General features: G+C 60.3%; 28 protein-coding genes, 1 tRNA gene and 1 pseudogene. 9 read left to right on the top strand and 21 right to left on the bottom strand.

Going from position 1 to position 26,996, the window contains the following annotated elements; all coding sequences use genetic code 11:
* Positions 1-87: 87 nt before the first annotated feature.
* On the bottom strand, positions 88-1,470 hold the full coding sequence (locus AD659_RS08150; protein WP_053120086.1) for a glutamine synthetase family protein: 1,383 nt from the start codon (positions 1,468-1,470) through the stop codon (positions 88-90).
* Between the two features lie 521 nt (positions 1,471-1,991).
* Here AD659_RS08150 and AD659_RS08145 point away from each other — a divergent pair.
* Positions 1,992-2,933 (top strand): LysR family transcriptional regulator, encoded by a 942-nt coding sequence (locus tag AD659_RS08145; protein WP_053120084.1) that lies wholly within the window; start codon positions 1,992-1,994, stop codon positions 2,931-2,933.
* On the opposite strand, the gene AD659_RS08140 is transcribed toward AD659_RS08145, so the two are convergent.
* The 6 genes from AD659_RS08140 to AD659_RS08115 form a co-directional block, all read right to left on the bottom strand.
* A complete protein-coding gene (locus tag AD659_RS08140) occupies positions 2,927-3,292 on the bottom strand; it encodes a 5-carboxymethyl-2-hydroxymuconate Delta-isomerase (RefSeq protein WP_053120082.1) in 366 nt (121 codons plus the stop codon). The two genes, AD659_RS08145 and AD659_RS08140, sit on opposite strands and share 7 nt — an antisense overlap.
* A gap of 104 nt (positions 3,293-3,396) precedes the next feature.
* The gene (locus AD659_RS08135; RefSeq protein ID WP_053120080.1) at positions 3,397-4,320 is read right to left on the bottom strand and encodes a LysR family transcriptional regulator; all 924 of its coding nucleotides are present in this window, start codon (positions 4,318-4,320) and stop codon (positions 3,397-3,399) included.
* A gap of 207 nt (positions 4,321-4,527) precedes the next feature.
* Positions 4,528-6,612: a DUF6311 domain-containing protein gene (locus AD659_RS08130; RefSeq protein ID WP_053120078.1), complete on the bottom strand. Its 2,085-nt coding sequence runs from the start codon at positions 6,610-6,612 to the stop codon at positions 4,528-4,530.
* Positions 6,609-6,944 carry a GtrA family protein gene (locus AD659_RS08125; RefSeq protein WP_053121326.1) on the bottom strand — a complete coding sequence of 112 codons (336 nt, stop codon included), beginning with the start codon at positions 6,942-6,944 and terminating at the stop codon, positions 6,609-6,611. The genes AD659_RS08130 and AD659_RS08125 overlap by 4 nt, the downstream gene beginning before the upstream one ends.
* Positions 6,945-6,988: 44 nt before the next feature.
* On the bottom strand, positions 6,989-7,699 hold the full coding sequence (locus AD659_RS08120) for a class I SAM-dependent methyltransferase (protein ID WP_053120075.1): 711 nt from the start codon (positions 7,697-7,699) through the stop codon (positions 6,989-6,991).
* A 2-nt stretch (positions 7,700-7,701) separates the two neighbouring features.
* On the bottom strand, positions 7,702-8,670 hold the full coding sequence (locus tag AD659_RS08115) for a glycosyltransferase family 2 protein (RefSeq protein WP_053120073.1): 969 nt from the start codon (positions 8,668-8,670) through the stop codon (positions 7,702-7,704).
* Between the two features lie 303 nt (positions 8,671-8,973).
* Here AD659_RS08115 and AD659_RS08110 point away from each other — a divergent pair, with 303 nt between their 5' ends.
* The 3 genes from AD659_RS08110 (at position 8,974) to AD659_RS08100 (ending at position 10,618) form a co-directional block, all read left to right on the top strand.
* Positions 8,974-9,165 carry a YegP family protein gene (locus AD659_RS08110; protein ID WP_014337049.1) on the top strand — a complete coding sequence of 64 codons (192 nt, stop codon included), beginning with the start codon at positions 8,974-8,976 and terminating at the stop codon, positions 9,163-9,165.
* 176 nt (positions 9,166-9,341) lie between these two features.
* Entirely contained in the window at positions 9,342-10,148 is an 807-nt protein-coding gene (locus AD659_RS08105) for an AraC family transcriptional regulator (RefSeq protein WP_053120072.1), read from the top strand.
* A 101-nt stretch (positions 10,149-10,249) separates the two neighbouring features.
* Positions 10,250-10,618 carry a cupin domain-containing protein gene (locus AD659_RS08100; protein WP_053120071.1) on the top strand — a complete coding sequence of 123 codons (369 nt, stop codon included), beginning with the start codon at positions 10,250-10,252 and terminating at the stop codon, positions 10,616-10,618.
* 11 nt (positions 10,619-10,629) lie between these two features.
* Here the strand turns inward: AD659_RS08100 and AD659_RS08095 are convergent, their stop codons facing one another.
* The 3 genes and pseudogenes from AD659_RS08095 to AD659_RS30465 form a co-directional block, all read right to left on the bottom strand.
* Positions 10,630-11,376: a phytanoyl-CoA dioxygenase family protein gene (locus AD659_RS08095; RefSeq protein WP_053120069.1), complete on the bottom strand. Its 747-nt coding sequence runs from the start codon at positions 11,374-11,376 to the stop codon at positions 10,630-10,632.
* A 12-nt stretch (positions 11,377-11,388) separates the two neighbouring features.
* Positions 11,389-12,168, bottom strand: coding sequence for a methyl-accepting chemotaxis protein (locus AD659_RS30470; protein WP_425287141.1), 780 nt, complete (start codon positions 12,166-12,168; stop codon positions 11,389-11,391).
* Between the two features lie 78 nt (positions 12,169-12,246).
* A pseudogene (locus AD659_RS30465) lies at positions 12,247-13,023 on the bottom strand (MCP four helix bundle domain-containing protein); the annotation flags it as partial.
* 343 nt (positions 13,024-13,366) lie between these two features.
* On the opposite strand from AD659_RS30465, the gene AD659_RS08085 reads away from it, so the two are divergent.
* Both AD659_RS08085 and AD659_RS29940 read left to right on the top strand, forming a co-directional pair.
* Entirely contained in the window at positions 13,367-13,633 is a 267-nt protein-coding gene (locus AD659_RS08085; RefSeq protein WP_041475780.1) for a hypothetical protein, read from the top strand.
* A gap of 1,037 nt (positions 13,634-14,670) precedes the next feature.
* Positions 14,671-14,817 (top strand): hypothetical protein, encoded by a 147-nt coding sequence (locus AD659_RS29940; RefSeq protein ID WP_167352862.1) that lies wholly within the window; start codon positions 14,671-14,673, stop codon positions 14,815-14,817.
* A gap of 154 nt (positions 14,818-14,971) precedes the next feature.
* Here the strand turns inward: AD659_RS29940 and AD659_RS08080 are convergent.
* The 5 genes from AD659_RS08080 to dapA all read right to left on the bottom strand — a co-directional run bounded on the left by AD659_RS08080 (position 14,972) and on the right by dapA (position 18,660).
* A tRNA-Ser gene (locus AD659_RS08080) sits at positions 14,972-15,061 on the bottom strand.
* A gap of 83 nt (positions 15,062-15,144) precedes the next feature.
* On the bottom strand, positions 15,145-15,858 hold the full coding sequence (gene purC / locus AD659_RS08075; RefSeq protein ID WP_030141208.1) for a phosphoribosylaminoimidazolesuccinocarboxamide synthase: 714 nt from the start codon (positions 15,856-15,858) through the stop codon (positions 15,145-15,147).
* A gap of 27 nt (positions 15,859-15,885) precedes the next feature.
* Positions 15,886-16,644, bottom strand: a complete 759-nt coding sequence (locus AD659_RS08070; protein WP_053120065.1) for an MBL fold metallo-hydrolase — start codon at positions 16,642-16,644, stop codon at positions 15,886-15,888.
* Between the two features lie 4 nt (positions 16,645-16,648).
* Positions 16,649-17,764 (bottom strand): NlpB/DapX family lipoprotein, encoded by a 1,116-nt coding sequence (bamC, locus tag AD659_RS08065; RefSeq protein ID WP_053120063.1) that lies wholly within the window; start codon positions 17,762-17,764, stop codon positions 16,649-16,651.
* Between the two features lie 17 nt (positions 17,765-17,781).
* Positions 17,782-18,660, bottom strand: coding sequence for a 4-hydroxy-tetrahydrodipicolinate synthase (gene dapA, locus AD659_RS08060; protein ID WP_053120061.1), 879 nt, complete (start codon positions 18,658-18,660; stop codon positions 17,782-17,784).
* Positions 18,661-18,976: 316 nt separating this feature from the next.
* Between dapA and AD659_RS08055 the strand changes: the two genes are divergently transcribed.
* Positions 18,977-19,537: a glycine cleavage system transcriptional repressor gene (locus AD659_RS08055; protein WP_003184325.1), complete on the top strand. Its 561-nt coding sequence runs from the start codon at positions 18,977-18,979 to the stop codon at positions 19,535-19,537.
* Between the two features lie 10 nt (positions 19,538-19,547).
* Complete coding sequence (locus tag AD659_RS08050; RefSeq protein ID WP_053120058.1) at positions 19,548-20,021, top strand: peroxiredoxin; 474 nt, start codon at positions 19,548-19,550, stop codon at positions 20,019-20,021.
* Between the two features lie 133 nt (positions 20,022-20,154).
* On the opposite strand, the gene AD659_RS08045 is transcribed toward AD659_RS08050, so the two are convergent.
* Positions 20,155-21,225 (bottom strand): AI-2E family transporter, encoded by a 1,071-nt coding sequence (locus tag AD659_RS08045; RefSeq protein WP_053120056.1) that lies wholly within the window; start codon positions 21,223-21,225, stop codon positions 20,155-20,157.
* Between the two features lie 31 nt (positions 21,226-21,256).
* The gene (locus AD659_RS08040) at positions 21,257-21,496 is read right to left on the bottom strand and encodes a sulfurtransferase TusA family protein (protein WP_053120054.1); all 240 of its coding nucleotides are present in this window, start codon (positions 21,494-21,496) and stop codon (positions 21,257-21,259) included.
* Positions 21,497-21,594: 98 nt separating this feature from the next.
* On the opposite strand from AD659_RS08040, the gene AD659_RS08035 reads away from it, so the two are divergent.
* The gene (locus tag AD659_RS08035) at positions 21,595-23,028 is read left to right on the top strand and encodes a M48 family metalloprotease (RefSeq protein ID WP_053120052.1); all 1,434 of its coding nucleotides are present in this window, start codon (positions 21,595-21,597) and stop codon (positions 23,026-23,028) included.
* A gap of 62 nt (positions 23,029-23,090) precedes the next feature.
* Here AD659_RS08035 and AD659_RS08030 read toward each other — a convergent pair whose 3' ends face one another.
* The 4 genes from AD659_RS08030 to rpoE form a co-directional block, all read right to left on the bottom strand.
* Positions 23,091-24,521 (bottom strand): DegQ family serine endoprotease, encoded by a 1,431-nt coding sequence (locus tag AD659_RS08030; protein WP_053120050.1) that lies wholly within the window; start codon positions 24,519-24,521, stop codon positions 23,091-23,093.
* Between the two features lie 233 nt (positions 24,522-24,754).
* The gene (locus AD659_RS08025; RefSeq protein WP_053120048.1) at positions 24,755-25,705 is read right to left on the bottom strand and encodes a MucB/RseB C-terminal domain-containing protein; all 951 of its coding nucleotides are present in this window, start codon (positions 25,703-25,705) and stop codon (positions 24,755-24,757) included.
* Positions 25,706-25,717: 12 nt separating this feature from the next.
* The gene (locus AD659_RS08020; RefSeq protein WP_053120046.1) at positions 25,718-26,305 is read right to left on the bottom strand and encodes a sigma-E factor negative regulatory protein; all 588 of its coding nucleotides are present in this window, start codon (positions 26,303-26,305) and stop codon (positions 25,718-25,720) included.
* Between the two features lie 31 nt (positions 26,306-26,336).
* A complete protein-coding gene (gene rpoE, locus AD659_RS08015) occupies positions 26,337-26,918 on the bottom strand; it encodes an RNA polymerase sigma factor RpoE/AlgU (protein ID WP_003172477.1) in 582 nt (193 codons plus the stop codon).
* Positions 26,919-26,996 lie beyond the last annotated feature (78 nt).

Here is a 26,996-nt window from a genome sequence, read left to right as displayed (position 1 = left end):
TTAGGTAGCCCACCATCAATTTTTCGTGAAAAAGTTGCTATTAAATTATTATTTAAGCGGCAAGCCCCAATCAGCTTGAAGCTGCTACTAAGCCTGATTCAGATACCAACGCCAATCCTGCTCCCTGACCTCCCCCATGAACTGACGGTATTCGGCGCGCTTGACCGCCAGATAAACACCCAGGAACGCCTCGCCAAACGCTCCCCGCGCCCAAGTCGAAGCCTCGAGGGCCCGCAGGGTGGTGAGCCAGTCGGTGGGCAACAGTTCGGTCGCCTGGGCGTAGCCGTTGCCCTCCACAGGTTTCCCAGGATCGCACTGTTCACGCAGGCCGTGATGGATGCCGGCCAATATCGCCGCGGCCGCCAGGTAAGGGTTGGCATCGGCGCCGCAGATGCGATGCTCGATGTGCCGCGAGAACGCCGGGCCGCCCGGTATCCTCAGGCTCACGGTGCGGTTGTCCACGCCCCAGGTAGCGGCCAGCGGTGCGTAGCTGTTGCTTTGGAAGCGCCGGTAGGAGTTGGCGTTGGGGCAAAACATCAACAACGAATCGAGCAAAGTGTCGAGCATTCCGCCCACGGCATGGCGCAGCAGTGGCGTGCCGTCGCCGGCTTCACTGGCAAACAGGTTGTGGCCATCGCGGTCGGCCAGGCTGATATGCATGTGCAGGCCGGAGCCTGCCAAATGCTCGAACGGCTTGGCCATGAAACACGCTTGCATGCCGTGCTTGTGGGCCACGCCCTTGACCAGTCGTTTGTAGCGCACCGCTTCATCCATGGCTTGCAAGGCATCGCTGCGGTGTTCGAGGGTGATCTCCACTTGCCCCGGTGCGTATTCGGAAATGGCGGTCCGGGCCGGAATGCCTTGCAGCTTGCACGCAGCGTACAGGTCGGCGAGGAACGGCTCGATCTGCTCCAGTTCACGTAAACCATAGACCTGGGTGGCGTTCGGTCGGCCACCGTCGACGTCCCGCGCCGGTTGCGGCCGGCCTTGGCTGTCGCGCTGCGCGTCCAGCAGATAAAACTCCAGCTCCGCCGCCATCACCGGGTAATAACCGTCGGCCTGCAGGGCCTCAATCACCTGGCTGAGCAGATAGCGCGGATCGGCGACGGTGGCAGGCATGCCTTCCTGGGGATGCATGCTGACCTGCACCGCCGCCGTGGGAATCAACCGCCACGGCATACGCTGCAAGCCGCCACTGAGGGGATAGGCGCGGCAATCGATGTCACCGACGTCCCACACCAGCCCGGAATTTTCCACATCATCGCCATGCAGGGTCAGCCCGAGGATCGTGCTGGGCAGTGGCCGGCCACTTTCGTAGACCGCCAGCAACTCGTCCCGGTGCAACAACTTGCCCCGGGGCACGCCGTTGTTGTCGAGAATGAACAACTCGAACAGCTCGATATCGGGGTTCTGGGCAAGGAACGCCTGGGCGTGTTGCACGGGTGCAAAAGAAACGTTGGCAAGGCTCATGAGAAGGCTCGTATTTCCATGTCGGACGGGCGACAAGGCGCCGTCAGTCTGTGCTCGCCATTGAGCGGGCACCGTGAATGATCAACAGGAAATGCGAGTGTCTGGAGGACGCGCATGGCGACAATGCCAGAGCGCCCAAAAAGCCAGCTCGGACGGCAATGCACTGAGGGAGGGGACGATGGCTGGCGTGCGCTTGCCGACCGGATCGACTGCGGCGGATGAAGGGTATTGCTCTGCCGGGGGCCAACCGTCCATAAGCGCATCACAGGAAACACATCCGGCAAGCGTCCCACGGCATCATGGGCGGTTAAAGCTGGATTTGATGGAGCTTGGATCGCCGCAAACTAAACATAGGCAAACGGATCGGTCGTTGATCGACACGTCGTGTTCCCTACAGTATCTGTCCCCTTCCCGACCAAGAAAGCGCCTGCCCGGCATTCTCTTGGCACCATCGTTCCGTTAGGATCATCAGCCTGGTTTGCGCAAGAACCGCGCAAGGAGCACAGCGAGAGACAGAACGGATGCTGAACAGTAACGCCCTCAGAAAGCTCGACATGCAGGACCTCATGGTGTTTAGCGCCGTGTACGAGCAAAGCAGTGTCACCGGCGTGTCCGAGGCACTGTGCGTCAGCCAGTCAACCGTCAGTTATTGCCTCAAGAAACTGCGAACCTGCTTCGAAGACGAACTGTTTATCAACACCCGCACCGGCATGCGCCCCACCGGTAAGGCCGAGGGCATGTACGACCACGTGCGCACCATTTTGCAAAGCATCAACTTGTGCCATGCCGGTGCGCCAATCTTTGATCCGACCCGGCAAGCCATCACGTTCAACATCTGCGCACCGGAATATTTCGAATACCTGATCCTGCCGCACCTGCTGCAAGGCTTCGATTACGCCAACCTGCCGGTGGTGGTGAACGTGCACAGACTCGAAGCCGACATTCCCGCCGAAGAGTTGCGCGATGGCAGCCTGGACCTGGTGATCGGCTTCGGCCCGAACGTCCATCGCGACCATGCCGACTTCAAGACCCGGCAGCTATTGGAGGAGGACCTGGTCTGCGTCGTGGACAAACGGGCGACCCCACTTGAGCCGCAGTTGAGCCTTCAGTCTTTCGTACGGCGCCGACACGTGTTTGCGACGCCTTGGGCGTCAGCGAGCAACAGGGTGGACGGCTGGCTGGCACGGCAGGCCCAGCAACGGCAAATCGCCGCGCGCGCCAACAGCTACAGCGCCGCCCTGAAGATGATCACCGGCACCGACTTCATCCTGACCCTGCCCCGCCGCATTCAGAAATTGCTGGCCAACGAGGCGATTTTCAATCACCACGAAGCGCCCATGGGCCTGCCGGGGTTTACCTTGGACATGCAGTGGAACCCGGCCCTCGATCAGGACAGTGCCAACGCCTGGCTACGCGAACAGATCATCAAGGCCTGCGCCCATGCGACGCCTGATCGTCATTGACCGATCAAGGCCTTGGCATACGGTTCCCGGTCAATGTCGAGGATCTCCACGCACAGTTGCACGCTGACCTCGGTCGGCCATGGCCCCAGGTCCTGGATCACCGCCAGCAGGCTGTCGGCCAATTGCTTCTTGATTTGTGGCGAGCGTCCGCTGAGCAAGGCCAGCTTCACGTGCACGAAACCCCGTTCAGCAAGAGCTGTGCCCACCCGGAAAGTCTCCAGTTTCACGGCCCGGCTCTTGATGTCCAGCTCGGCCCCGAATTGACCGGAACCCACCAGCGCATTGTTCAGGCGCATCAGTGCGACGTCGGCATTCAGCTCGGACAGGTTGGCGGTGTATTCCATGTGCAGGTGAGGCATGTGTTCGACTCCGATTCGAAAAGATGACGAGGGGATTTCAGCCGTCACAACCTTACCTCGACTTTATTCGTTCAGGCAGTTTTTTGTTTCAGTGCAGGCCGTTGTCAGGGCTGTTCCAAGGGCACCCGTTCGCCCATGAAGGCCTCCAACCGCGACCGTAACCAGCGCTCGGCCGGATCACTGTCGACATGACTCAGCCAGACCATGGACAAATCCAGAGTCGGGGTCTTGAAGGGAAAGGGTTCGTTGAACAGGTGCCCCGAGGCCGCCATGGCGGCGGCGGTATAGTCCGGCAGGCTGGCGATCAGGTCGGTGCCGGCCAGCAACGCCGGCAATGCGCTGTATTGCGGCACCGACAGCACGACCTGGCGCGTGCGTCCGATCTCGGCCAGCCATTCGTCAGCGAACCCGGCGACGTTGGCGGTATGGGACACCAGCACATGAGGCCGTGAGCAGTACTCGTCCAGGGTCAGCGGCGTGTCCGACGCATCGGCGCGCAACACGCGGGGTTGGATGTGGCGCAACAGTTTGCGCTTGGCGTTGGCCGGCAGGCCGCGCGTCTGGCTGATGCCCACGGTGATGTCGCCCGATGCCAGCAAATCGGGGATGCGCCAGTAATCGACATGCTGGACCACGAACACGATTTGCGGCGCCTCTTGTCGCAGGCTGCTCAACAGCGGCGGCAACAGACCGAACTCGACGTCGTCCGACAGGCCGATGCGGAAGGTCATGGCGCTGTTGGCGGGATCAAAATCGTGGGTCAGGCTCAGCGCCACCGACAGCGAATCGAGCGCCGGAGAGAGATGCTGGATGATTTCTTCGGCCCGGGCCGTCGGCTCCATGCGGTGACCGACGCGAATGAACAGCGGGTCATTGAACATCTTGCGCAAACGATTGAGGGCCGAGCTGATGGTCGGCTGGCCCAGGAACAGCTTTTCCGCCACCCGCGTCACGTTACGCTCAAGCATCAGCGTTTCGAACACCACCATCAGGTTGATGTCGGCCTTGCGCAATTCGTTGCGGTTCATCCACTGCCCCTCGACTCCTTGATTGGGTGCAGTGTAGAAACGCTGGGATTGTGCGTCTATGCGCTAAAAGTCCAGTCGCCTGCTTTTGTGGCGAGGGAGCTTGCTCCCGCTCGGTTGCGCAGCAACCGCAAAATATTGGGGCCGCTTCGCAGCCCAGCGGGAGCAAGCTCCCTCGCCACAGTGAGTAAGCCATTGTGAAGTGGAAAACTACTTCACAATCAGCGATTTCAACCCCAGCGCCATGACTCGCTCATCGCTCCCCAACCCCAACGCCTTGGGACTGATGGCATCAGGTAAATGGAACTGCACGCGCAACCGCCCCTCCGCGCCAATCGTTTCTCGAATGGCCTGCGTCAGGGGCAGTTCCAGGGTGTTGTCCTGCAAGCGGGTGAACTGCGTCGACAGCGCCGCAACGCCGTTGATCGAGACCTCCACCCGCTGGCGCGTGTGCGAGGGCTGCACGAACGCCGCTGTTTCGATCGACAGGGCACGCGCTTCTGGCGGTATGCGTAAAACAACCTCAGCCTCAAGCCCTTCCGACCAGGTCCCCCATTCCTCGACACGCCCCCAGCCGTCGGACAACATGGCGTTGATTCGGCTGAACACCTGGCGCTCACCGATCTTCACCTGCACGTCCAGCGTTTCGTCAGCAAATGGCGGGCATTCGGTGCAAGTCTTCCAACCCGGCGCCAGCACCACGAGGCCATCGATACGGGTCAACAGATCGGTCTGACGATTGACGATTTTCGCCGCCTGATGCGCGGCGCGAGCGTCGAGGATGTACAGCGAGTCCGCGGCGTACTGCCCGCTGGCAAGCATCTGCTCGGCGTTCCGCAAGGCTCGCTCGATCGCCCGGTCGCTCATGCGTCCCAAGTACACGCCATCGGTTTCCAGGCCATGCGTCAGCGCGTATTGACTGGTCAGCAGCCAGTTGTCCGGCTGGTTCTGCGGCAACAGCGTACGGACTTTCGAATAATGACGGGCCGCACTGGCCCAGAATGGATCATTCATGGACGTGGGCCAACTCGAAGCCGTCGGCGTCATCCGGCTCTGGCGCAGGCCGGCCCATCCCGCGCGGGTATCCAGGACTTGCACCACCAGGGCGATGGCCAGCAGACACGCCGCCGTCCGTGGTTTGTTGCCGCGGATCACCAGGAAAATGACAGCAAATACGATGGTGTAGAACACCGGCCAGAACATCCGGCCGGCAGCACGAAAAATGTTTGCCAAAAGCTCAAGGGGTTTGGGCAGCCAGTAATGCACGTTCTGCATGCCGATGCCGAGATGGTTGGTCAGCGAAAACAACGTCAGCCCGATCAATGCCCACAGCAACAGGCGCCTGTGGCGCACGGCATTCGCCAAACCGGTGTTGCCTTGCAACCATGCCACGCCAGCGCAGATCGCCAGCATGATGACGCCCAATCCCAGGTAGTTGAAACCTTCGTAATCCCCGGGGCCCTGGGGCATGTCGCGCAAGGTATATGACCAGCCGCTGGGGTTGACCAGCGACATCACGTTCAGGCGATACAACCCATAACCGCCCGCCACGGTCCCGCCGCCCACGCTGAAATAACCCGCCTGCCAGCAACAGAACGCCACCAGCAAAAACAAGCCACCCAGCTCAATCAAGGCCTCGCGCCGGGACAACCGCTCCTTGATGGCCTGGCTGGCAAGGTCGGCCAGCCAGATCAACGCCACCATGGCCAATAGATACGCATGCACCAGCGCGGTGGCGGCCAACAGCACGCCCCAGGCCAGTCGCCGCTTCTGCAAGCCGGGCCGCAGCGCCAGGTACAGGGCCGCCAGGATCAGGAAATGCCCGGAGAGTGACAGGTGCCCGCCCATGCGCAGAAACATCGGCGGCGAAAATACAAACAAGCCGGCGCCCAACAGCCTGATCCACAGCGACGGCGTCAGCAGGCCGACCAATTTCCAGGCGAACCAGGCTTGCAGGATGAAGCAGGCCAGCAACCACAGGCCAAAATACTGGAACGTCTCGGGAAGCCAGGCGTTGAAAGGTTTGAACAGGAACGCCAGCAACGGATTGGAATCGGAAAAAATGATGCCGTTGCCCAACTCCAGGCCATAGGAAGGGTTCATGCCCAGCGGAAAGGTCCAGGGTGAGTTGCGGAAAAACGCCCAGCCCATGTAATGGGTCGCCGCATCCCCCTCCCCCAGCCAGGCGATGTTCGTCGGGTCCAGCACCCGAGGACCGATCACCAGCAGGAACGCCAGCGCGCCCAACAATATGGGCAACAAGGAAACCGGGAAACGCTGACTACGAACGGTCATCGATACGTCCAGAAATTATGCAGGATGAAGGTGTACACCGGGATGATCAGCGCCACGACCATGATGCCCGCCAGGTAACCCAGGCCGACGCTCTGGGCCGCCCAGGCCACCAGCATCGCCAGCCCGAACCCGCCGATCGAGACCACCACGAAACGGCCGAGGGTCCGGCCATGCAAGCGGCTGGAAAAACTCCAGAGGGTGTTGACCAGGTACGACACCACGGTCGCCACGACAAAGGCGAAGCCATTGGCCAACGGCGGGTTTGCCAGGATCAGGTGCACAAACAGCACGGCAGCCACCACGTGGACGCCAGTGACGAACAGTCCCGTCATGGCAAAGCGCAAGGCTCGTTGCAGCAAGGGCGAGTGCGTCCAGGTCACGGCTTCTGCGCCAGACAGAACACCGTCAGGCCGGCAATGCGATTGGCGCCCATGAACGGACGCTCCAGGCTGCACAGTGTCCTCAACACGCCATTGACCAGCGGATGATGCCGCGCCAGCTGCGACTTGGCCGGCGCCCCGGCAGCGTTGCGTTGCAACAGGCGCAGGCCGGCGGCAATAGGAAAGACCAGGCCGAAGTAATACGCCCCTTGCTGGACCTGCAAACCGGCCTGCGCCACGACGTTTTCCAGCTGCTTGAGGGTATAGCGGCGCTTGTGCTCGAGAAAATCGTCATGCCCGCTCCAGAGAAACTGGAACGCCGGCACGGTGATCAGGAAGCGGCTGCCGGACGGCACTTTGTCGACGTAAGCCTTGAGCAGGCCCACGTCATCATCCACGTGTTCCAGCACATCCATCAGCAATACCAGGTCGGCGTCCAGCGTGTCGATGGCGCGTCGGTAGCGGACCGGTTTACCCGCGGTGCTGGCGTCGGAGTCGGCCGGGTAGCTGATGTCCACGCACCAGGCCTGGGCCGTTGCGGTATGGGTCAACAGGTGATGGGAAAAAAAGCCCGACCCGGCGCCCACGTCCAGCAATGTATTGGCCGAGGTGCCCTGGAGCATATGAAGCATGGCCCGTGCTTTCGACCGGTAGTACCAGTGCTGCTCGATATCGGGACCGAGGATGTCGGTTTCCTTGAGGTCCATGGTCAATCCTTGGCGTCATAGATGCGCCGCACCAGGAAAACCGGCCGACGCTTGGATTCGATATAGGTGCGGCCCAGGTATTCACCCAGCACGCCGATGCCGATCAATTGCAGCCCGCCCAGGAAGGTGACCGCGACCATCAGCGAGGCATAACCCGGCAAGTCGACCCCGGAAATCAGGGTCCGCAATACGATGAAGATAGCGAACGCAAAGGACACCAGCGAAACGCAAAGCCCCAGGTACGTCCAGATACGCAGCGGTTCGGTGCTGAAGCTGGTGATGCCTTCGAGGGCAAAATTCCACAGGCGCCAGCCGTTGAACTTGCTTTCACCGGCGGCACGTTCAGGCCTGACGTAATCCACGTAGGTGGTCCGGAACCCCACCCAGGCAAATAGCCCTTTCATGAAGCGCCGCGATTCCGGCAGGGTTTGCAGGGCATCGACCACACAGCGGTCCATCAAGCGAAAATCGCCGACATTTTCCGGCAGCTTATGGTCGGCGATTTTGTTGTGCAGCCGATAGAAGCCGTTGGCGGATACCTGCTTGGCCCAGGAGTCGGAGTCGCGGTTGATCCGATGCCCCAGCACCACTTCGGCGCCGTTGCGCCAATGGGCAATCATTTCCAGGATCACTTCGGGAGGGTCTTGCAAATCAACGTCGATCGGCACCACTGCCTGGCCACGAGCGGCTTGCAGGCCGGCGCTCAATGCCGCCTCCTTGCCGAAGTTGCGACTCAGGTCGACGATCCGGATACGCGGGTCGGCCTTCTGCCTGTCCAGCAGCAGCTCCAACGTATCGTCCACGCTGCCGTCGTTGACGAACACCAGTTCCAGGCTCACCCGCGATTCATTGGCAAAAACCTGGTCGATCCTGGCCATGAACAAATCGATGGTCTGGAATTCGTTGTAGACCGGGATGACAAGCGAAAGCGTTAGACGACCTTGTAGATCCACTCCTGGATATTCAGTCACTTGATGGCTCTTTTTCTTATAGTGTTTTCAGTCCCTTCGGGCTTCCGGCCCTAGGCGTCGAAACGTATTAAGCAGGACCAGGCAGGGCAACGCAAGGATCAGGCCCGAACTTCCAGCCGACCACATGTTCGCAACATGACTTTTTCCATGACAATAGTCGAATGCCCGATCCAGGCTCATTTCCGGCAATATTTGATCATCAATGGAAACGATTTTCCTGTAGCCAAAACTACCTGCTTGGCTAGGCTTGCAGCCACATGTTCAATGCATGTCTTAAATGAATGAATCGCAGGGAGCGAACCGATGTATTTTGAAATCTATCGACAGACCCGAGGCACCCCGAGCACCGGAAAAGGCCAATGGCGCTGGCGCTTGAGGGCCGGCAACCACGAAACGATCGCCAGTGGCGAATCCTACGTGAACAAGAGCGACTGCCTTCACGTCATCGGGCTGATCAAGAATGTCCAGGGTGAAACGCCGGTAAAGGAAATCTAGCAGCGCCACCAGGGCTCTGTAGGAGCTGGCGAAGCCTGCGATCTTTTGATCTTGATCTTTCGCGTGAGACTCAAGTGTCTGGGGAAAGATCGCAGCCTCGTTGCACTCGACAGCTCCTACACCGGTTCAGCTTTTTTTGCGGTAGGGTATACGGACAAAGCAGGAGGCCCGGTGCAATGACTCGATTCATCCACAACCGCGACTGGCTGGTGCGGGCGCCTGAATCGAGGAAGATGGAACGCATCGAGGCTTATTTCAGTGGGCATGGCTACACCAGCCATCGCCATGACACCTACGCCATCGGCATCACGCTTTCGGGCGTGCAGAGCTTCAATTATCGCCACAGCAAACGCCACAGCCAACCCGGCGGCACCATCGTCCTGCACCCGGACGAGGTACACGATGGCGAAGCCGGGACGAGCGAGGGTTTTCGCTACCGGATGTTCTACATAGAACCGTCGGTGATCCAGCACGTGTTGGGCGGCAAGCCGTTGCCCTTCATCGAAGGTGGATTGTCCAACGCCCCTCGCCTCAACATCGCGACCCGCCGATTGTTGAACAGCCTGGATCACCCCCTCGACCCGCTGGAGGAAGAGGACGCCATCTACGACGTGGCCCAGGCACTCGACATCGCGGCGGGCAACCGACGTGGACGGCGATTGATCGACTACCCGGCAGCAGAGCGTGCCCGCCTGTTCATTCACGATGCCCTCGGCCAGGTGATCACCCTGGATGACCTGGTGCGGGCAAGCGGCAGGGATCGATGGAGCCTGTCCCGGGATTTCCGGGCGCTGTACGGCACCAGCCCCTATCGCTATATCACCCAGCGCCGCCTGAACGAAGCCCGGCGCCTGGCATTCAATGGCACGCCGCTGAGCGAAGTGGCCTTGGCCTGCGGTTTTTTCGATCAGAGCCACATGACCCGGCTGCACACCCAAGCCTTCGGTATTTCACCGGCACGCTGGCTGAACATGCTGCGCTAAGGCAGCGGCTGCGCACGGCAAAAAGCTGCACGATCATCCAATACGCACGTTGGCTCGGACAATAAAGTAGGACGCACTACCCGACCAAGGAGCATGCCTCGATGACTCGTTATAGCCCCATCAACTTCGCCCATAAATACACCTTGTTCCAGGAACAATGGATGCCAAAAGTCGTGGCCGAAATGAACGACTACCAATTCAAGCTCGCCCGGCTTGAAGGCGATTTCGTCTGGCACACCCACGCCGACACCGATGAAACCTTCATCGTGCTGGAGGGCGAGCTGCGCATCGACTTTCGCGACGGTGCAGTGACCCTTGGCCCGGGCGAGATGTATGTGGTCAAAAGAGGTGTCGAGCACAAGCCCAGCGCCGCCCAGGAAGTGAAACTGCTGTTGATCGAGCCTCGCGGCGTCATCAATACCGGCGAAGAAACCAATGAGCGAACGGCAGCCAATGATGTGTGGATCTGACTGAGCCAGGCTCAATCGTATTCAGCTTCCTGGTGATCGCCCAATAACCGCCGCTGGCGAGGTGTGGCGGCGGCCAGGACCTCAGGGTTGAACTGCCAGTGCAGATAAGGTGAGAACTTCTGTGCGACCATCCGCCGACCGTAGTGCACCTGGAGCAGGTAGCGCGTGCGATCGGCGGTCCGGTTATCGCTGCCGGCGTGCCACAGCTCGCTGCGCAGAACCAGCACATCGCCCGCTCGGCACAGCACTGGCTGCGCGGTACGGCCCTGCCAATGCGTTTCGCCCGCAGTGGGCGCCCGACCGGCCTTGTGGCTGCCAGGAATCACCTGGGTCGGGCTCAAGTCGGCGTCGATGTCATCCAAATAAAATTGCGCGGTGAACACCTGCATCGGCAGCTCGAAGGTCGGATCGGCCAACAGCGTTGGCGGCAACGCCATCGCCAGGTAATCCAGGTGCAACGGCGCCCCCTTGAGACCCGGGTGACAGCGCCAGGCCGTCTGGCCGATGACATGGCAGTCATCACCCAGGGCCGTCTCGGCCAGCTCGATCACGCCGGCCACATCCAGGAACGGCAGCCAGAACGGGTCGCGATTGAACACACATTTGTAATGATCGATGACGCCGCTGTAGTCCCAGTGCTGAGGCTTCAACTGGTCGATGGCATGGCGCAGGTTGGCAATCTGCGCGGCGTCCAGTACGGCTGGCATCAGGACGAACCCGTCCTGATGCAACGCTCGCAGACTATCGCTGATGGCCACAGCGCGCCTGCCTCAGGTGCGGAAGCGGCCGACCAGCCCAGCCAGGTTTTGCGACAGAGAGGACAGCTGTCGGCTGGCATGCATGCTCTGGGCGGAATTGGCAGCCGCTTCGTTGGACAAGTCGCGGATATCGGAAATGTTGCGGGCAATCTCTTCGGTGACGCTGCTCTGCTCCTCACAAGCACTGGCGATCTGCGCGGCCATGTCGTTGATCCGCTGGATCGAACCGCCGGTACCGCTGAGCACCTGATCGACCCCCGCCGCACGCTCGACGCTGTCCCGAGCCTTGCTGCTGCCCACATGCATGGCTTGCACAGCCTTGGCGACACCGCTCTGCAACCGCTCGATACGAACCTGAATGTCTTTGGTCGAGTCTTGGGTGCGGGCCGCAAGCGCCCTCACTTCATCGGCCACCACGGCAAAACCACGGCCCTGCTCACCGGCCCGCGCCGCTTCGATGGCGGCGTTCAGCGCCAACAGGTTGGTTTGTTCGGCGATGCCACGGATCACTTCGAGCACGGCGCCGATACTGGACGTTTCCTGGGCCAATGCCTCGATCGTGCCCGAAGCGCTCTCCACTTCCTGGGCCAACTGGCGGATCGACTCGATGGTACTGCTGACCACCTCGGCGCCGTCACGAGACTGGCTGCTCGCCTCCTGCGCGGCGCCCGAGGCGTTCGCCGCGTTATGCGCCACTTCATGCACCGCTGCGCTCATCTGGGTGGCGGCGGTACTGACCTGATCGAGCGCCGCGTGCTCGCTGCTGATCAATCGGTCATTCGTCGAGGCCATGTCGGCCATGGCCCGCGCTGCGGAGTCTACCTCTCCCGTCACCCGCCCGACTTCGGCGATCAATGGCTGCAACTTGTCGAGAAAACGGTTGAAGGCACTGCCGAGTTGTCCCAGCTCATCGGCCGAACGTACCTCAAGACGCCCTTTCAAATCGCCACCGCCCTCGGCAATCTGCTCGACGCGGTGCAGCAAGCGACGCATGGGGCTCAACACCACCAGCGGCAGGGCAACCAGCACAAGGACGCAACCGAGCAGGCCGATCAACAGAATCACGCCCTGATGCACTCCGACTGTCTCACCGTTTTCAATCGCAGCATCGCCTTCGCGATGGGACGCCGCATCTTCCAGCTCACCCAGCTTGTCGATGGAATCACGCATGGTTTCAAACAGGCGCTCACTGTCACCGAAGCTCAGCGCACTGGCACCCTGCGGATCGCCTACCGACAGTTCGAGGACCCGCCGCGAAACCTGCATCCATTTACCGAAGCTGTCATTGAACTGACTGACCAACGCCTGCGCCTCGGCACCGGGCTGCATCGCGGCGTATTTCTGCACACGGTCGTAAGCCTGCTTCGCATTTTCGCCATGACTGGCGCTCAGCGCTTGCAGGTGCTCGCCTGCATGACCATCCAGCAGACTGCGCTCGGCCACGAACGCCTGGTAAAGATCACGGTCGGCATTGAGCAACAGGCTGATGGCCGGCAGATAACGCTTAGTCAATTGCGTACTGGATTCGGTCACCTGACTGATGCCGCGCATCCCCGCGCCCCCCATCAGGACCAGCAACACAGCCAGGAACGCTATCGGGAGAGTGATTTTCCAGCGAAAGCCCAAGTCGGCGAAGAACCGCAGCATGGTGTCACTCCTTACACGGGGGGAATACCTGCCTATCGGCAGCCATGTCTTGAGCTATAGCCCATTAGTCTGATTGTCACAAAGGTTTTGGTGTGAAGGGCTGTGGTTATTCAGAATGCGGAGGGGAGTTGAGCTGGATAAAAAAGTATGGGTTGGACGCAGTACCGTGGGGGAATTGTCTGACATTTTCCGCTCACATAATTCAGGGAAGCGTCCTACGCATCGTCTGATTGATGATCTTTACAGAAAGGCCCTATAGTCCAAGCGTCGTTCGTAAGAGCGGCTTGGGTTTGGCGACTCGATGACAAATGGTAAGAAAGCCTTCAATCAAACGGAGTTTGAAATGAACAGATACATGGCTCTTACTAGTAATGCCGACGATCAACCCCTTTTCGTCGATACCTCCGCACCGTTGCACATCCTGCTCGACACGGCGGGCTATAGAATTCGCGCGGTTACCCAGCTTTTAGAGAACCTCGCAATGCGAGGGGATATTCCGAGTGACTCAGTAGTCCTTCAGGACTTTGCACAACTGTGCTGCATCTCCTTGAGGGATGGTTGCGACGTGCTTGATGTCATCGCCCGACGGTTGGATGCAGAGCCGGCCTAGTTCAAAGGGCTCTCACGGGTAACACCGATCAGAAAGTGGATGCCACGAGGAAACACACAAACCGTGGCGAGGGAGCTTGCTCCCGCTGGGTCGCGAAGCGGCCCTGTTTTTGGTGCTGCTACGCAGCCCAGCGGGAGCAAGCTCCCTCGCCACAGGGTGATTACCCGGCTTTATATCGCTTAACTGACTGGCATTACTCTCACGGGGCCCATCGTCGAAACGAGCATGGTTCGATAACACCAAACCTCCGGTTGCCAGGACTCGATTAGTCACACAAGCCGATCAGCATGAATACACACACCTCGGAGACTCCGATGGCTACCACAAAAAAATCGACAAATCGCACAAAAAAAAAGCGCTTCAGACCAGTCTGAATAAAACTGAAGTAGCACCCCTCGCATTGCGTCAGCTAACTGACCGTTACTTACCAACGTACGAGCTGGATGGAGGCCTTTTGACCGAAGATCAGATAGCCGCAATTCGCACCTCTAGCCTCGCTACGGCTTTTCCGGAGGAACGTGTAACTAGAAAGCTCTATTAACCTATGACAGCGCCTTTTCGCCCACTACCGACGTTAAGTCACGCTTAGTCTTCTTGGCGCTCACGACGCCGATTGGCGTCTGCCTGATTTCGAATGCAACAGGCCACGAGAGGCAGGCTGGACACTCTCGGGATTGTGCTTGATGTCATCGCCCGACGGTTGGATGCGGAGCCGGCCTAGTTCAAAGGGCCTCTCACGGGTAACACCGATCAGAAAGTGGATGCCACGAGGAAACACACAAACCGTGGCGAGGGAGCTTGCTCCCGCTGGGTCGCGAAGCGGCCCTGTTTTTGGTGCTGCTACGCAGCCCAGCGGGAGCAAGCTCCCTCGCCACAGGATGATTGCCCGGCTTTATATCGCTTAACTGACTGGCATTACTCTCAAGGGTCCATCTTGTCGAAACGAGCATGGTTCGATAACACGAAACCTCCGCTTTGCCCAGACTCGATTAGTCACACAAGCTGATCAGCATGAATCCACACCCTCGGAGATTCCGATGACCACCACAAAAAAAGTCGAAGAAGCGCGCAGAAAAGTCATTCACGAAGAGCTGACATTTCTTGACGTTCGACAAGCAGCGCGTGATGGTCAGAAAGTGTTTGATAGATTTTTAGTTACTAGCAAGCTTGCTACTAAAAAGTAGTTCGGGATGCCAACCGTTAATTCGTGTCCCTTTTGAAGAGTATGGCAATTTTTAAATCTGCATTCATGCCCTAAAAACGCCCTAAACCAAACGCCAAAAACGAAAAAGCCCCTGAAATGTTCAACCATTTCAGGGGCTTAGTCATACACAATAATGGCGGAGAGATAGGGATTTGAACCCTAGGTACTGTCGCCAGTACAACGGATTTCGAATCCGTCCCGTTCGGCCACTCCGGCATCTCTCCAGTGGCGCGCATCATACCAGCACATTCGCCGGAAGCGAACCCCCGAGCGAATTTTTTTCCGTGCTATCAGATGCTTGCGTTGATTACAGCGGCACACCCAGGCGCTGGGCGACTTCTTCGTAGGCTTCGATGACGTCACCGAGGCCTTGGCGGAAGCGGTCCTTGTCCATCTTCTTCTTGGTGTCCTTGTCCCAGAGGCGGCAGCCGTCCGGGCTGAACTCGTCGCCCAGGACGATGGAGCCGTCGCTGAACACGCCGAACTCAAGCTTGAAGTCCACCAGCAACAGGCCGGCGTCGTCGAACAGCTTGGTCAGCACGTCGTTGACCTTGAGGGACAATTCCTTCATGCGCGCCAGTTGCTCGGCGGTGCCCCAACCGAATGCCACGACGTGGGATTCGTTGATGAACGGGTCGCCCTTGGCGTCGTCCTTCAGGAACAGCTCGAAGGTGTAGGGGTTGAGCTTCATGCCCTCTTCCACGCCCAGGCGCTTGACCAGGCTGCCGGCGGCGTAGTTACGCACGACGCATTCGACCGGGATCATGTCCAGCTTCTTGACCAGGCATTCGTTGTCGCCCAGCAGTTTGTCGAACTGGGTCGGCACGCCGGCGGCTTCGAGCTTCTGCATGATGAAGGCGTTGAACTTGTTGTTCACCATGCCCTTGCGGTCCAGCTGTTCGATGCGCTTGCCGTCGAACGCCGAGGTGTCGTTGCGAAACAGCAGGATCAAGCGGTCGGCGTCGTCGGTCTTGTAAACCGACTTGGCTTTGCCGCGGTAGAGTTCTTCACGTTTTTCCATGATGGGCTCCGCTTGCTAAGTAGTGGGCTAGGCGATATGTCGCCAGTCGAGCCCTGAATCTTGATCGGCCAGTTGCAGCCAGTCCGGGTCGCACCCGAGGGTGTCGACAAAACATTGCCGGGCCAGCTGCGGCAGGTTGTTCTTGCTGCTCAGATGGGCCAGGACCAGGTGTTGCAGGCCTTGCCAGCCCAACTCGGCCACCAGGAACGCTGCCTGGTGGTTGTTCAAATGTCCGTGCTCCCCGCCGACCCGCTGCTTGAGAAAGTACGGGTAGTAACCACGGGCCAGCATGTCACGGCAGTGGTTGGACTCGATCATCAACGCATCGAGGTCCCGGTAACTGTCCATCACCCTGTCGCAATACGACCCCAGGTCGGTGAGCAACCCGAAGCGCCGCTCACCGTCGCTGAACACGTATTGCGTCGGTTCCCGGGCATCGTGCGCCACGCTGACCACGCTGATATCCAGGCCACCGATACGCAGTTGCTCGCCACCGGCCACGAAACCGGCTGGCTCGATGGGCTTGCGCAGGCCTTCCAGCGTGCCACGACTCAGGTACACCGGCACATTGTAGCGCCGAGACAGCAAACCCACGCCATGCACGTGGTCGGCATGTTCGTGGGTTACGAGTATCGCGCTCAGTTGCGCCGGGTGCACACCCAGGCGCAACAGGCGTTTCTCGGTTTCCCGCAGGGAGAAACCACAATCGACCAGCACATACGTGCCAGCACTGGCGACCAGCGTGCCGTTGCCCTGGCTACCGCTGCCGAGAACGGCAAAACGCATCGGATCAGCCCAGGTTATCCTGAATCACGCTCAACACCTTGCGGGCCACATCGGCCGGCGCCACGGTATTGATGTTTTTCTCGACGGTGACCTGGACGTTGTCGCCGACCTTGCTCAGGCGAACCTGATAACGCTCGGCGCGGGCTTCGACTTCTTCCTTGTCCGGCTTGCTGCCGAACAGGCCACTGAAGAAGCCAGGCTTCTCGTCTTTCCTCTCGGCCTTTTCAGCCAGGTTGATGTAGTACAGGCCCAGGCTGCGGTTGATGTCTTCAACGCGCCACTCGCCCTGCTCCAGCGCACGGCCAACGCTCGACCAGGCACGGTCCAGGTCGGAGCCAACGTTGAGCACCGGGTTGCCGCTGCCGTCTTCGTTCAGGCTGACGCGGCTCGGCGTATCGTAGTCCCGGGTCGCCAGCATCGACACCGAACCGCCCTGCTCTGCGGTACGGCTCATGCTGGCAAGCATGTCGTCCACCAGCGCAGCGTCGAGACCGGTATTGACCGAACGGTTGGTGAAGGCCACGTCGGCGGTGCTGCCGGCGGGACGCTCGGCGCTGACCACGTAGATTTCACTGGTGTTGCGCTGCACGCCCGGCTCGATGCGCACCCGCACGCGGGTTTCGCTGTCGGCCGCGACACCGGAGGCGCTCAGGCGCTTGGCCATGGCGGCGGACAGTTCATCGGAGCGCTGCCAGGTGGTGGTGAACTCGCCGGTTTGCGGGCGCTGTTCGTCCAGGCGGAAACCGTTGTCCTGGAAGAACTGGATCGCTACAGGCCAGACTTCGGCCGGTGGATGCTGGCCCATGACCCAGCTGGAATCGCCACTCTTCTGCAGGGTGTAGTCGCTGGCATCGGCCACGGCCGACAGCGGCTGCGGACGTGGAACGATGTATTCGCCCTTGACGCTGTCGTCCGCGACGTTGCGCGGGATCGGCAGCAGCGGATCCAGGCGCTTGGCGACGTTGACGTCTTGCGGCAGTTGCATCGGTGCAGTCTGTTGCGCTTGCAGGTAATCACTACCACGGTCGCGGAAGTAACCCTCCGGCCCCCAGATCCATCCGCAGCCGCTGGTGCTGGAGATAATCAAGGCAAGTGCGGAAAGTCCGGCCATTCGCTTCATGCGTTGTACTTCCTCAATTAAACCAGGACGCCGGACTGGCGCAGGGCCTGCCGCAGCGGTTCGTGACAGGGGGTGCTCAGCCAGGTCAGTGGCAGGCGGATGCCATCGTGCATCAGGCCCATTTCGACCAAGGCCCACTTCACCGGAATCGGGTTGGCCTCGATGAACAGGTCCTTGTGCAACGGCATCAGTTTTTCGTTGATGGCCCGTGCGGTCTCGGCGTCGCCCTTGAGCGCGGCCTCGCACAGGTCGGCCATTTCGCGTGGGGCAACGTTGGCCGTGACGGAAATGTTGCCCTTGCCACCCAGCAGGATCAGCTCGACCGCGGTCGGATCATCGCCGGACAGCACGATGAAGTCCTTGCTCACGCCATCGAGGATGGCCTTGGCGCGCTTCATGTCGCCGGTGGCTTCCTTGATGCCGATGATGTTCGGCACGGTGGACAGGCGGATCACAGTCTCGGCCTGCATGTCGCAAGAGGTGCGGCCGGGAACGTTATAGAGGATCTGCGGGATGTCGACGGCTTCGGCAATGTGCTTGAAGTGCTGGTACAAGCCTTCCTGGGTCGGCTTGTTGTAGTACGGGACGACCAGCAGGCAGGCATCGGCACCGGCTTCCTTGGCATTGCGGGTCAGCTCGACGGCTTCGCGGGTCGAGTTGGCACCAGTACCGGCGATGACGGGGATGCGACCGTTGACCTGCTTGACCACGGCACGGATGACTTCGATGTGCTCATTGACGTCGAGGGTTGCCGACTCGCCGGTGGTACCGACGGCGACAATGGCATGGGTGCCGTTCTCAAGGTGGAAGTCCACGAGTTTGCTGAGGCTGGCCCAGTCAAGATGCCCTTGTGCATCCATGGGTGTGACCAGTGCCACCATACTGCCCGCAATCATGAAACCGCTCCTGCCGGAAAAAGAGAGCGGTAATGGTACTGGCGCCAAGATGCTTGTACAAGCGAACTACCATTCCCCTTGGCGATGGTTTTCGCTACCCTTCAGGCTTTGATCGGTACCGACAAGCTCATACGCCGGTTTCCAGCCTCCGTTTTCGACGTCACAAGCCCCGATCCCGGGTTCATCCTGATGCATTCCTGCTGTCCCGGGGATGCAACGCAACCCCGGGCACAAGGCTTGAGCCGTTCGTTTTCCCGGGCCGGGCGCCGTGTCGAGCGGCCAAGGTACCGACCGCTCATCGCTTTAGGAATGCTGCATGTCCACCCCCACAGTCCGCGAACAATTCCTTGTTATCAGTGCCCTCGGCGCCAACCCCATGGAGCTGACTAACGTCCTGTGCCGCGCCAGCCATGAAAATCGCTGCGCCGTCGTGACCTCACGCCTGACCCGTCATGGTGAATGCAGCGCACTCGTGCTCGAGATCTCCGGCAGCTGGGACGCCCTGGCGCGCCTGGAAGGCAGCCTGCCGGTGCTGGCCAAGAAGCATGCCTTTACCGTCAACGTGGTGCGCAGCGCCGCCCTGGAGAACCGTCCCCAGGCCCTGCCCTACGTGGCCTACGTGAGCTCGGCCTACCGTCCGGACATCATCAACGAGCTGTGCCAGTTCTTCATGGACCATCACGTCGAGCTGGAAAACCTGACCTGCGACACCTACCAGGCTCCGCAGACGGGCGGCACCATGCTCAACGCCACGTTCACCGTGACCCTGCCCGCCGGCACCCAGATCAGTTGGCTGCGCGATCAGTTCCTGGATTTCGCCGATGCGATGAACCTGGATGCCCTGATCGAACCGTGGCGCCCACAAAACCCAATGTAAGGAAGCGTTCATGGCCGTTGCCGTCGACCAGCCGGTTACCGATTTCGAGGCGCCCGCCACCAGCGGGCAGACCGTCAGCCTCGCCGCCCTCAAGGGCAAGCAGGTGGTGATCTACTTCTACCCCAAGGACAGCACCCCCGGCTGCACCACCGAAGGCCAGGGTTTTCGCGATCAGTACGCCCAGTTCCAGGCCGCCAACACCGAAGTGTTCGGCGTCTCCCGGGACAGCCTGAAGTCCCACGAGAACTTCAAGTGCAAGCAGGAATTCCCGTTCGAGCTGATCAGCGACAAGGACGAGGCCGTCTGCCAGTTGTTCGACGTGATCAAGCTGAAAAAGCTCTATGGCAAGGAATACCTGGGCGTTGATCGCAGCACCTTCCTGATCGACAAGAACGGCGTGCTGCGCCAGGAATGGCGTGGCGTGAAAGTGCCGGGGCATGTGGATGCGGTGTTGGCGGCGGCCCAGGCCCTCAACAAGGGCTGAAACTTTCGCTGCCTGTACTGGCGCCATCGCGAGCAAGCTCGCTCCCACAAGGATTTGATTAACACCACCAATCCAGTGTGGGAGCGAGCTTGCTCGCGATGGGGCCATAAGCCCCACACCATTATTTAAAGAGCTACAACAACGGCGCCACCACCGGCTCCTTGCTCGGCCACGCATCCAGCACTGCCTTGAACAGCGTCGCCAGGGGAATCGCAAAGAATACCCCCCAGAAGCCCCACAGCCCGCCAAACAGCAGCACCGCACAGATGATCGCCACTGGATGCAGGTTCACCGCCTCGGAGAACAGCAGCGGGACCAGCACGTTGCCGTCCAGGGTCTGGATGATCCCGTAGACCGCCATCAGGTAGATGAACTGATCGCTCCAGCCCCACTGGAACAGCGCAATCAAGGCCACCGGCACGGTCACCACCACGGTGCCGACGTAAGGCACCACCACCGAAATGCCCACCAGCAGCGCCAACAGGGCGGCGTAATTGAGTCCCATGGTCACGAAGCCGATATAGGTCACGCCGCCGCAGATGAAAATCTCGATGACTTTCCCGCGAATGTAATTGGCGATCTGCCGGTTCATCTCCTGGGCCACCCGGGTAATCAGCGCCCGCTCACGCGGCAGGTAGCCACGCACCCAACGCCCGATCATTTCCCTGTCCTTGAGGAAGAAAAACACCAGGATCGGCACCAGCACCAGGTAGATCATGACGTTGACCAGAAGTGGCAGGCTCGACAGCGAAAACGTCAGCGCCCATTGGCCGAACTTACCGATCTCGCCGCGCACCACTTCGATGGTCTGCAACACCTGCTCATCGGACACCAGGTGCGGATAACGCTCGGGCAGTAGCAATAGCAGGGACTGCCATTTGGCGAGCATCCCTGGCAACTCGTTGAACAAGGTCACCAACTGGTGCCAGAGCAGCGGCACGATCACCACGATAAACACCACCAGCACGCCCATGAACAAGGCGAACACCAACCCCACCGCCGCAGTGCCGGGCAGCCGCAGACGCTCCAGCGTCGTGACCAATCCCTGCATCAGGTACGCCAGCACCATCCCCGCCAGCACCGGCGCCAACATGCCGCCCAGGGTGAGCACAGCGGTAAAGGCCAGGAACAGCAGCACAGCCAGGACCACCGCCTCTTCATCGGAGAAGTAGCGCTGAATCCAGTCGCGTAACACTTTGAACATTAAAAATCCTTAAGAGACGCTGTCGGTTTTTTCAGGCCTTTTTCAGCCAGTAACGGTAGACGCCGTTTTCGTCTTCTTCACGCAGCAGCGTATGACCGGCCAATCGGGCGAAGGTGCGAAAGTCGCGCTGGGAACCCGCATCCGTGGCGATCACCTTGAGCACACTGCCACTGGCCAGGCGGTTGAGTTCCAGCTTGGCCTTGAGCAACGGCAACGGACAGTTCAGGCCGCTGGCGTCCAGTTCGGCATCATGGGCTACAGCATCAGTCATGGGTTCGCTCCGCGGCAGGTCGTTGAGCGGCCTAGAATATCTGGTCCCAGGCCCGGTGTCCGGCTACAGTAGGGTCTTTGTCAACTAAGGCTTCGTGCATGACATTTCTGCGCCCCACCCTGCTGACGCTCGCTTGCCTGCTTGCCTCACCGGGCTTCGCCGACGACTTGCCGTCACTTGGCGACGCCAGTTCTGCCATCGTCTCGCCAGAACAGGAGCATCAACTGGGCCGCGCCTGGCTGGCCCTGCTGCGCAGCCAGGTTTCACAGCTCAACGATCCACAGCTCAAGGACTACGTCGAAACCAGTGTCTACAAGCTGGTGGAGACCAGCCAGGTCAACGACCGGCGCCTGGAATTCATCCTGATCAACAGCCCGCAGCTCAACGCCTTCGCCGCACCGGGCGGCATCGTCGGGGTCAACGGCGGCCTGTTCCTCAACGCCCAGACCGAGGGCGAATACGCCTCGGTCATGGCCCACGAACTGGCCCACTTGTCACAGCGTCACTTCGCTCGCGGCGTCGAAGCCCAGCAACGCATGCAGGTGCCGATGATGGCCGCGCTGCTGGCCGGCATCGTGATTGCCGCCGCCGGGGGCGGTGACGCCGGGATCGCGGCCATCGCCGGGACCCAGGCCGCCGCCATCCAGGAACAACGGCGCTTCTCGCGCCAGAACGAACAGGAAGCCGACCGCATTGGCATCCAGAACCTGGAGAAGGCCGGCTACGACCCGCGATCCATGCCTAGCATGTTCGAACGCCTGATGCGCCAGTACCGGTTCGATGCCAGGCCTCCGGAATTCCTGCTGACTCACCCGGTGACCGAATCGCGGATCGCCGACACCCGCAACCGCGCCGAACAGGCCAAGCCGGGCGGCATCGAGGACAGTGTGCGCTATCAACTGATTCGCGCACGGGTCCAGTTGACCTATGAAGAAACCCCGGGCCTGGCCGCCAAGCGCTTCCGGGCACAGCTGGATGAAAACCCGAAGAGCGATGTGGCGCGCTATGGCTTGGCGATCGCGCAGATCAAGGGCGGGCAGTTGAATGAAGCACGGGAGAACCTCAAGCCGTTGCTGGCCAAATCGCCCAACGAGATCATCTACAACCTGGCCCAGGTCGACCTGGACATCACCAACAACAAGCTGGCCGACGCTCAGTCCCGCGTCGACCGGATGCTCACCCAGTACCCGGGCAACTATCCGCTGAACCAGGTCCGCGTCGACCTGCTGCTCAAGCAGAACCGCCCCGCCGATGCCGAGAAGGCCCTGGAAACCTTGCTCAAGTCCCGCCCGGACGATCCGGACGTCTGGTACATGGTGGCCGAGACCCGCGGGTTGTCAGGCAACATCATTGGCCTGCATCAAGCCCGTGCCGAGTACTTCGCCCTGGTGGGCGACTACCGTCAGGCCATTCAACAACTGGACTTCGCCAAACGGCGCGCCGGCACCAATTTCCCCCTGTCCTCACGCATCGATGCGCGGCAGCGGGAACTCATGGAGCAGGAACGCATGGTCAAGGACATGATGGGCTGAGCATTCGCCAGGCATAAAAAAACCGCCTCTTTCGAGGCGGTTTTTTTTCAGCGGCTAACCGATCATTCGGCCAGCTTGAAAGTGATGAAGCTCGCACGCCCCTGACGCAGGACCCGCATCGACACCGAACGATTCTTCGGCAATGCCTTGGCGATGTCGGTGAACTCCTTGGCCGAACCAATGGCCTGGTTGTTCAGGTGCGTGATGATATCGCCCGGCTGGAGACCGATCAGCGCGGCAGGACCGTCCTGCACTTCCTTGATCACCACCCCGCCCTGAAGCTCCAGGGTGCGCTTCTGCTCTTCGGTCAGCTCGACCACGGCCACGCCCAGGCGGTTGCTGCTGCGTTCGACGCCGGACTTGGGCAGCGAATCCAGCTCTTTGCCCTCTTCGGGAATGGCGCCGACGGTCAATTCGACGTTCTTGCGCTTGCCTTCGCGAATCACTTCCAGATTGGCCTTCGCGCCGGCCTTGAGGGCCCCCACCAGGTGCGGCAGGTCGGCGGACATGACGATCGGCTGGCCGTTCATGCTCAGGATCACGTCGCCTACTTGCAGGCCGCCCTTGGCAGCCGGGCCACCTTCCTGGATCTGCGCCACCAGCGCACCGGCGGGTTTATCCAGCCCGAACGACTCGGCCAGGTCCTTGTTCACTTCCTGGATCACCACGCCCAACCAGCCGCGACTGACCTTGCCTTCGCTTTTCAGTTGGTTGGACACATCCATGGCCACGTCGATTGGAATGGCGAAGGACACCCCCATGAAACCGCCCGAACGGGTATAGATCTGCGAGTTGATGCCGACCACTTCACCGTCGAGGTTGAACAGCGGGCCACCGGAGTTACCCGGGTTGATCGGCACGTCGGTCTGGATGAACGGCACGTAGTTTTCGTTCGGCAGGCTGCGACCGATGGCACTGACGATACCCTGGGTCACCGTGTGGTCGAAGCCGAACGGCGAACCGATGGCAACCACCCATTGGCCGGCTTTCAGGTCCTGGGATTTGCCCAGCTTGAGCACCGGCAGGTCCTTGCCCTCGATTTTCAACAGCGCCACGTCGGAACGTGGATCGGTGCCGATCAGCTTGGCTTTGAGCTCGCTGCGATCGGCCAGGCGCACCAGGATCTCGTCGGCATCGGCGATCACATGGTTATTGGTCAGGATGTAGCCATCAGGCGAAATGATGAAGCCCGACCCCAGGGATTGCGCTTCGCGCTGGCGACCGCCGCCGGGCGAACGGGGTTGTTGCGGCATGCCGCGCTCGAAGAACTCCCGCAGCATGGGCGGCAAGCCTTCCAGGTCGGGCATCTGCTGGTCCGATACACGGCGATCCGGCAGCTTCTGGGTCGTGCTGATGTTCACCACGGCGGGTGAAGCCTGCTCGACCAGTTGCGTGAAATCAGGCAATTCCACCGCCACGGCAGGAACGGCCTGACCGAGCACCAGCACGGTGGCAAAAATGGAGAGATAGGTTTTCAAGCGTGGTATCGACATACGGCTCCCGTTACGACGAGCATGGTTAAGCGATATGGAGCAAGGAATACCAGGGAAAGATACGCCGGTATTTTTGTTCCGGGAACAGACAAGGCCAGAGCCGAGCGGCTCTGACCTATAGAAAAAAAGCTGGGTTTTTGCAAATGAAAATGCTGACAGGAAGTTTCGGCATTTCGATCAAGCCCTGGCGTCATCGGCCTCTCGCGCAATCGAACCCCCGTGCGGCCAACAGGCTATTGAGTCGCCGTGACGTCAGAGCGCATGGACAGCGCGATCCGCTCCGCCGTACCGATCGGGATCTCGCCGACCACCGTGACCATCATCTCGCCCTGGGGCGTGGTGAGCCTGCGGGAGACGGCAGCCGTTGGGCCGAGCTGAGTCCGGGTATCGGTGGCGTTGGCGCCGTTCAACGGTTCAAGGAACACCGAGAAGCGCGCCAGGCCGTCGTCGTACATCAAGCTGCTGACCTGGACCTGGGTGTCCGGGTCCTTGCGTGCAGCGCTGCTGGTCAGCTCGAAGCCGGGCGGCAGCCAGTCCGAGTGCCAAGCGGTCTTCGCCGCGACAGTCTTGACGGGGTCCTGCGCGACAGGTTTGCATTCGGCGCTGGCCTGCAAATCAGCGTCTGCGGGCGCGGCAACATTCATGCGGGTGAACTGGAAGCGTTCGAGCAACTGCCCCTTGTCATTGAGCAACAAGGATTTGAGCGGCAGGCCGGTCTCTTTGTCCAGGTGCAGCTCGAAGCCGTAGCGATGCTGATCCTTGGGCGTCAACGCCACAATGACCGCTTGACGCCCGGCCACACGTGACTTGCCAATGACGGCAAGGTCATACCAATTCTTGAGTTTTTGCGGATCGAGCGCACGTGAAGTGCTATCCGGCGTATTGCCCAGCCCCGCGATCAAGGAGCCGCTGACGCATTGAGTATGCCCATCAATGCGCACGACTTCCTGTGCCGAGCCGTCGAGCTGGAGTAACCGCTCGCGGACCTTGCCATCCTGGACACGATGCCAGATGTTATGGGTAGAAAAACTACCGTTGCGCTCGTAAACGAAAGTACCCTGGAAGCTCTGCTGTTGCTCGGCTTGACTCAGGCGGCTCAACCAGTCCTGAGCGTCATCGGCATGGGCTGGAATCGCACACCAGCCACCAACAAGCAGAAGCGTGAATAGAGGTATGGCGCGCAATGGCTTTCCTTATTAACGGTTTTCCAGGCTGGCTGCACGGGCGTAAGGCAGCGCGCTTTCAGTACCTTTCAGGGCAGCTTGCTGGGCATGCTGACGCAGGTAGTTGGGCAGACGCTGATCATGCCAACCAGGTTGGCCTTGCAGAACGCCGTTGGCCATGGGGCCTGCGGTTTCCGAGCCTTCGCTGTAACCGGCCAGCACTGCCGGGCCCTTGACCTGTGGAGCGGCCAAGCCAGGCTGATTGGACTGCTGCGCCATCTGCACGCCAGCAATCTCATCCTGGTTGTACAGGCGCACACCGGCCAATACAGCAACGGTGACCGACGCGGCTACTGCCAGGCGACCCAGGCTGCGCCATGGTCCGCGGGAGGCTTTTGCCGGTACGGCTTCGTCAGCCAATGCAGCAGAAACAGCAGCGGCAATGTCCAGGCGTGGAAGCAACAAGTCCTTGTGCATGACAGCCCGGGCGATCTGGTAACGAGCCCAGGTCTCACGTGTTTCAACATCGTCGAAGGCATTCAATACCCGACGTAATTCAAGTTCGTCCGCTTCGTTGTCCATAACTGCGGACAGCGATTCCTGCAGGGCTTCACGACTCATGGCGTTCCTCTCTTGGCTGTCGCCGCTGTCTCTAGTTTTCCTGCAACAACGGTTGCAGGGCTTTATCGATGGCCTCCCGAGCGCGGAAAATCCGGGAGCGCACGGTGCCCACAGGACATTGCATGACGCTCGCAATGTCTTCGTAACTCAGACCGTCGAACTCACGTAAAGTTAACGCCGTACGCAAATCTTCAGGCAGTTGCTGGATGGTCCGATGGACAGTGCCTTCGATCTCATCCCGCAGCAACGCACGTTCCGGTGATTCGAGATCCTTGAGGCCATGATCGCCATCGTAGAACTCGGCATCTTCGGAACTCACATCGCTATCCGGCGGCCGGCGGCCGCGTGAAACCAGATAGTTTTTCGCCGTGTTGATGGCGATGCGGTAAAGCCACGTATAAAACGCGCTGTCCCCGCGGAAATTACCAAGTGCGCGGTAGGCCTTGATGAAGGCTTCCTGAGCGACATCCTGCGCTTCATGGGTGTCGTGCACGAAACGCACGATCAACCCGAGAATTTTGTGCTGGTATTTCAGCACTAGCAGATCGAAAGCTCGCTTGTCGCCGCGTTGGACGCGCTCGACCAGCTGCTGATCCTCTTCCTGGGTTAGCATGAACACTCCTCGATAAGCTCGAAGGAGGCTTGCATTACTAATTGTCCGGGCTTGCAAACATAGACTCGGGCTTTTCGC

The sequence above is a fragment of the Pseudomonas thivervalensis genome (assembly GCF_001269655.1).
Classification (GTDB): Bacteria; Pseudomonadota; Gammaproteobacteria; order Pseudomonadales; family Pseudomonadaceae; genus Aquipseudomonas; species Aquipseudomonas thivervalensis.
The sequence above is the reverse complement of the archived record's forward strand: the minus strand, read 5'-3'. Positions and strand labels throughout refer to the sequence as shown.

Bases quoted from the DNA above. Each gene is read 5' to 3' on its own strand.
- AD659_RS08105 (WP_053120072.1), top strand. From the start codon at position 9,342: ATGACTCGATTCATCCACAACCGCGACTGGCTGGTGCGGGCGCCTGAA.
- AD659_RS08140 (WP_053120082.1), bottom strand. From the start codon at position 3,292: ATGCCTCACCTGCACATGGAATACACCGCCAACCTGTCCGAGCTGAAT.
- AD659_RS08100 (WP_053120071.1), top strand. From the start codon at position 10,250: ATGACTCGTTATAGCCCCATCAACTTCGCCCATAAATACACCTTGTTC.
- AD659_RS29940 (WP_167352862.1), top strand. From the start codon at position 14,671: ATGACCACCACAAAAAAAGTCGAAGAAGCGCGCAGAAAAGTCATTCAC.
- AD659_RS08040 (WP_053120054.1), bottom strand. From the start codon at position 21,496: ATGACTGATGCTGTAGCCCATGATGCCGAACTGGACGCCAGCGGCCTG.
- AD659_RS08045 (WP_053120056.1), bottom strand. From the start codon at position 21,225: ATGTTCAAAGTGTTACGCGACTGGATTCAGCGCTACTTCTCCGATGAA.
- AD659_RS08050 (WP_053120058.1), top strand. From the start codon at position 19,548: ATGGCCGTTGCCGTCGACCAGCCGGTTACCGATTTCGAGGCGCCCGCC.
- AD659_RS08145 (WP_053120084.1), top strand. From the start codon at position 1,992: ATGCTGAACAGTAACGCCCTCAGAAAGCTCGACATGCAGGACCTCATG.
- AD659_RS08030 (WP_053120050.1), bottom strand. From the start codon at position 24,521: ATGTCGATACCACGCTTGAAAACCTATCTCTCCATTTTTGCCACCGTG.
- AD659_RS08070 (WP_053120065.1), bottom strand. From the start codon at position 16,644: ATGCGTTTTGCCGTTCTCGGCAGCGGTAGCCAGGGCAACGGCACGCTG.
- AD659_RS08120 (WP_053120075.1), bottom strand. From the start codon at position 7,699: ATGGACCTCAAGGAAACCGACATCCTCGGTCCCGATATCGAGCAGCAC.
- dapA (WP_053120061.1), bottom strand. From the start codon at position 18,660: ATGATTGCGGGCAGTATGGTGGCACTGGTCACACCCATGGATGCACAA.
- AD659_RS08035 (WP_053120052.1), top strand. From the start codon at position 21,595: ATGACATTTCTGCGCCCCACCCTGCTGACGCTCGCTTGCCTGCTTGCC.
- AD659_RS08130 (WP_053120078.1), bottom strand. From the start codon at position 6,612: ATGACCGTTCGTAGTCAGCGTTTCCCGGTTTCCTTGTTGCCCATATTG.
- AD659_RS08125 (WP_053121326.1), bottom strand. From the start codon at position 6,944: ATGACGGGACTGTTCGTCACTGGCGTCCACGTGGTGGCTGCCGTGCTG.
- rpoE (WP_003172477.1), bottom strand. From the start codon at position 26,918: ATGCTAACCCAGGAAGAGGATCAGCAGCTGGTCGAGCGCGTCCAACGC.
- AD659_RS08085 (WP_041475780.1), top strand. From the start codon at position 13,367: ATGAACAGATACATGGCTCTTACTAGTAATGCCGACGATCAACCCCTT.
- purC (WP_030141208.1), bottom strand. From the start codon at position 15,858: ATGGAAAAACGTGAAGAACTCTACCGCGGCAAAGCCAAGTCGGTTTAC.
- bamC (WP_053120063.1), bottom strand. From the start codon at position 17,764: ATGAAGCGAATGGCCGGACTTTCCGCACTTGCCTTGATTATCTCCAGC.
- AD659_RS08150 (WP_053120086.1), bottom strand. From the start codon at position 1,470: ATGAGCCTTGCCAACGTTTCTTTTGCACCCGTGCAACACGCCCAGGCG.
- AD659_RS08110 (WP_014337049.1), top strand. From the start codon at position 8,974: ATGTATTTTGAAATCTATCGACAGACCCGAGGCACCCCGAGCACCGGA.
- AD659_RS08135 (WP_053120080.1), bottom strand. From the start codon at position 4,320: ATGAACCGCAACGAATTGCGCAAGGCCGACATCAACCTGATGGTGGTG.
- AD659_RS30470 (WP_425287141.1), bottom strand. From the start codon at position 12,168: ATGGCCTCGACGAATGACCGATTGATCAGCAGCGAGCACGCGGCGCTC.
- AD659_RS08055 (WP_003184325.1), top strand. From the start codon at position 18,977: ATGTCCACCCCCACAGTCCGCGAACAATTCCTTGTTATCAGTGCCCTC.
- AD659_RS08020 (WP_053120046.1), bottom strand. From the start codon at position 26,305: ATGAGTCGTGAAGCCCTGCAGGAATCGCTGTCCGCAGTTATGGACAAC.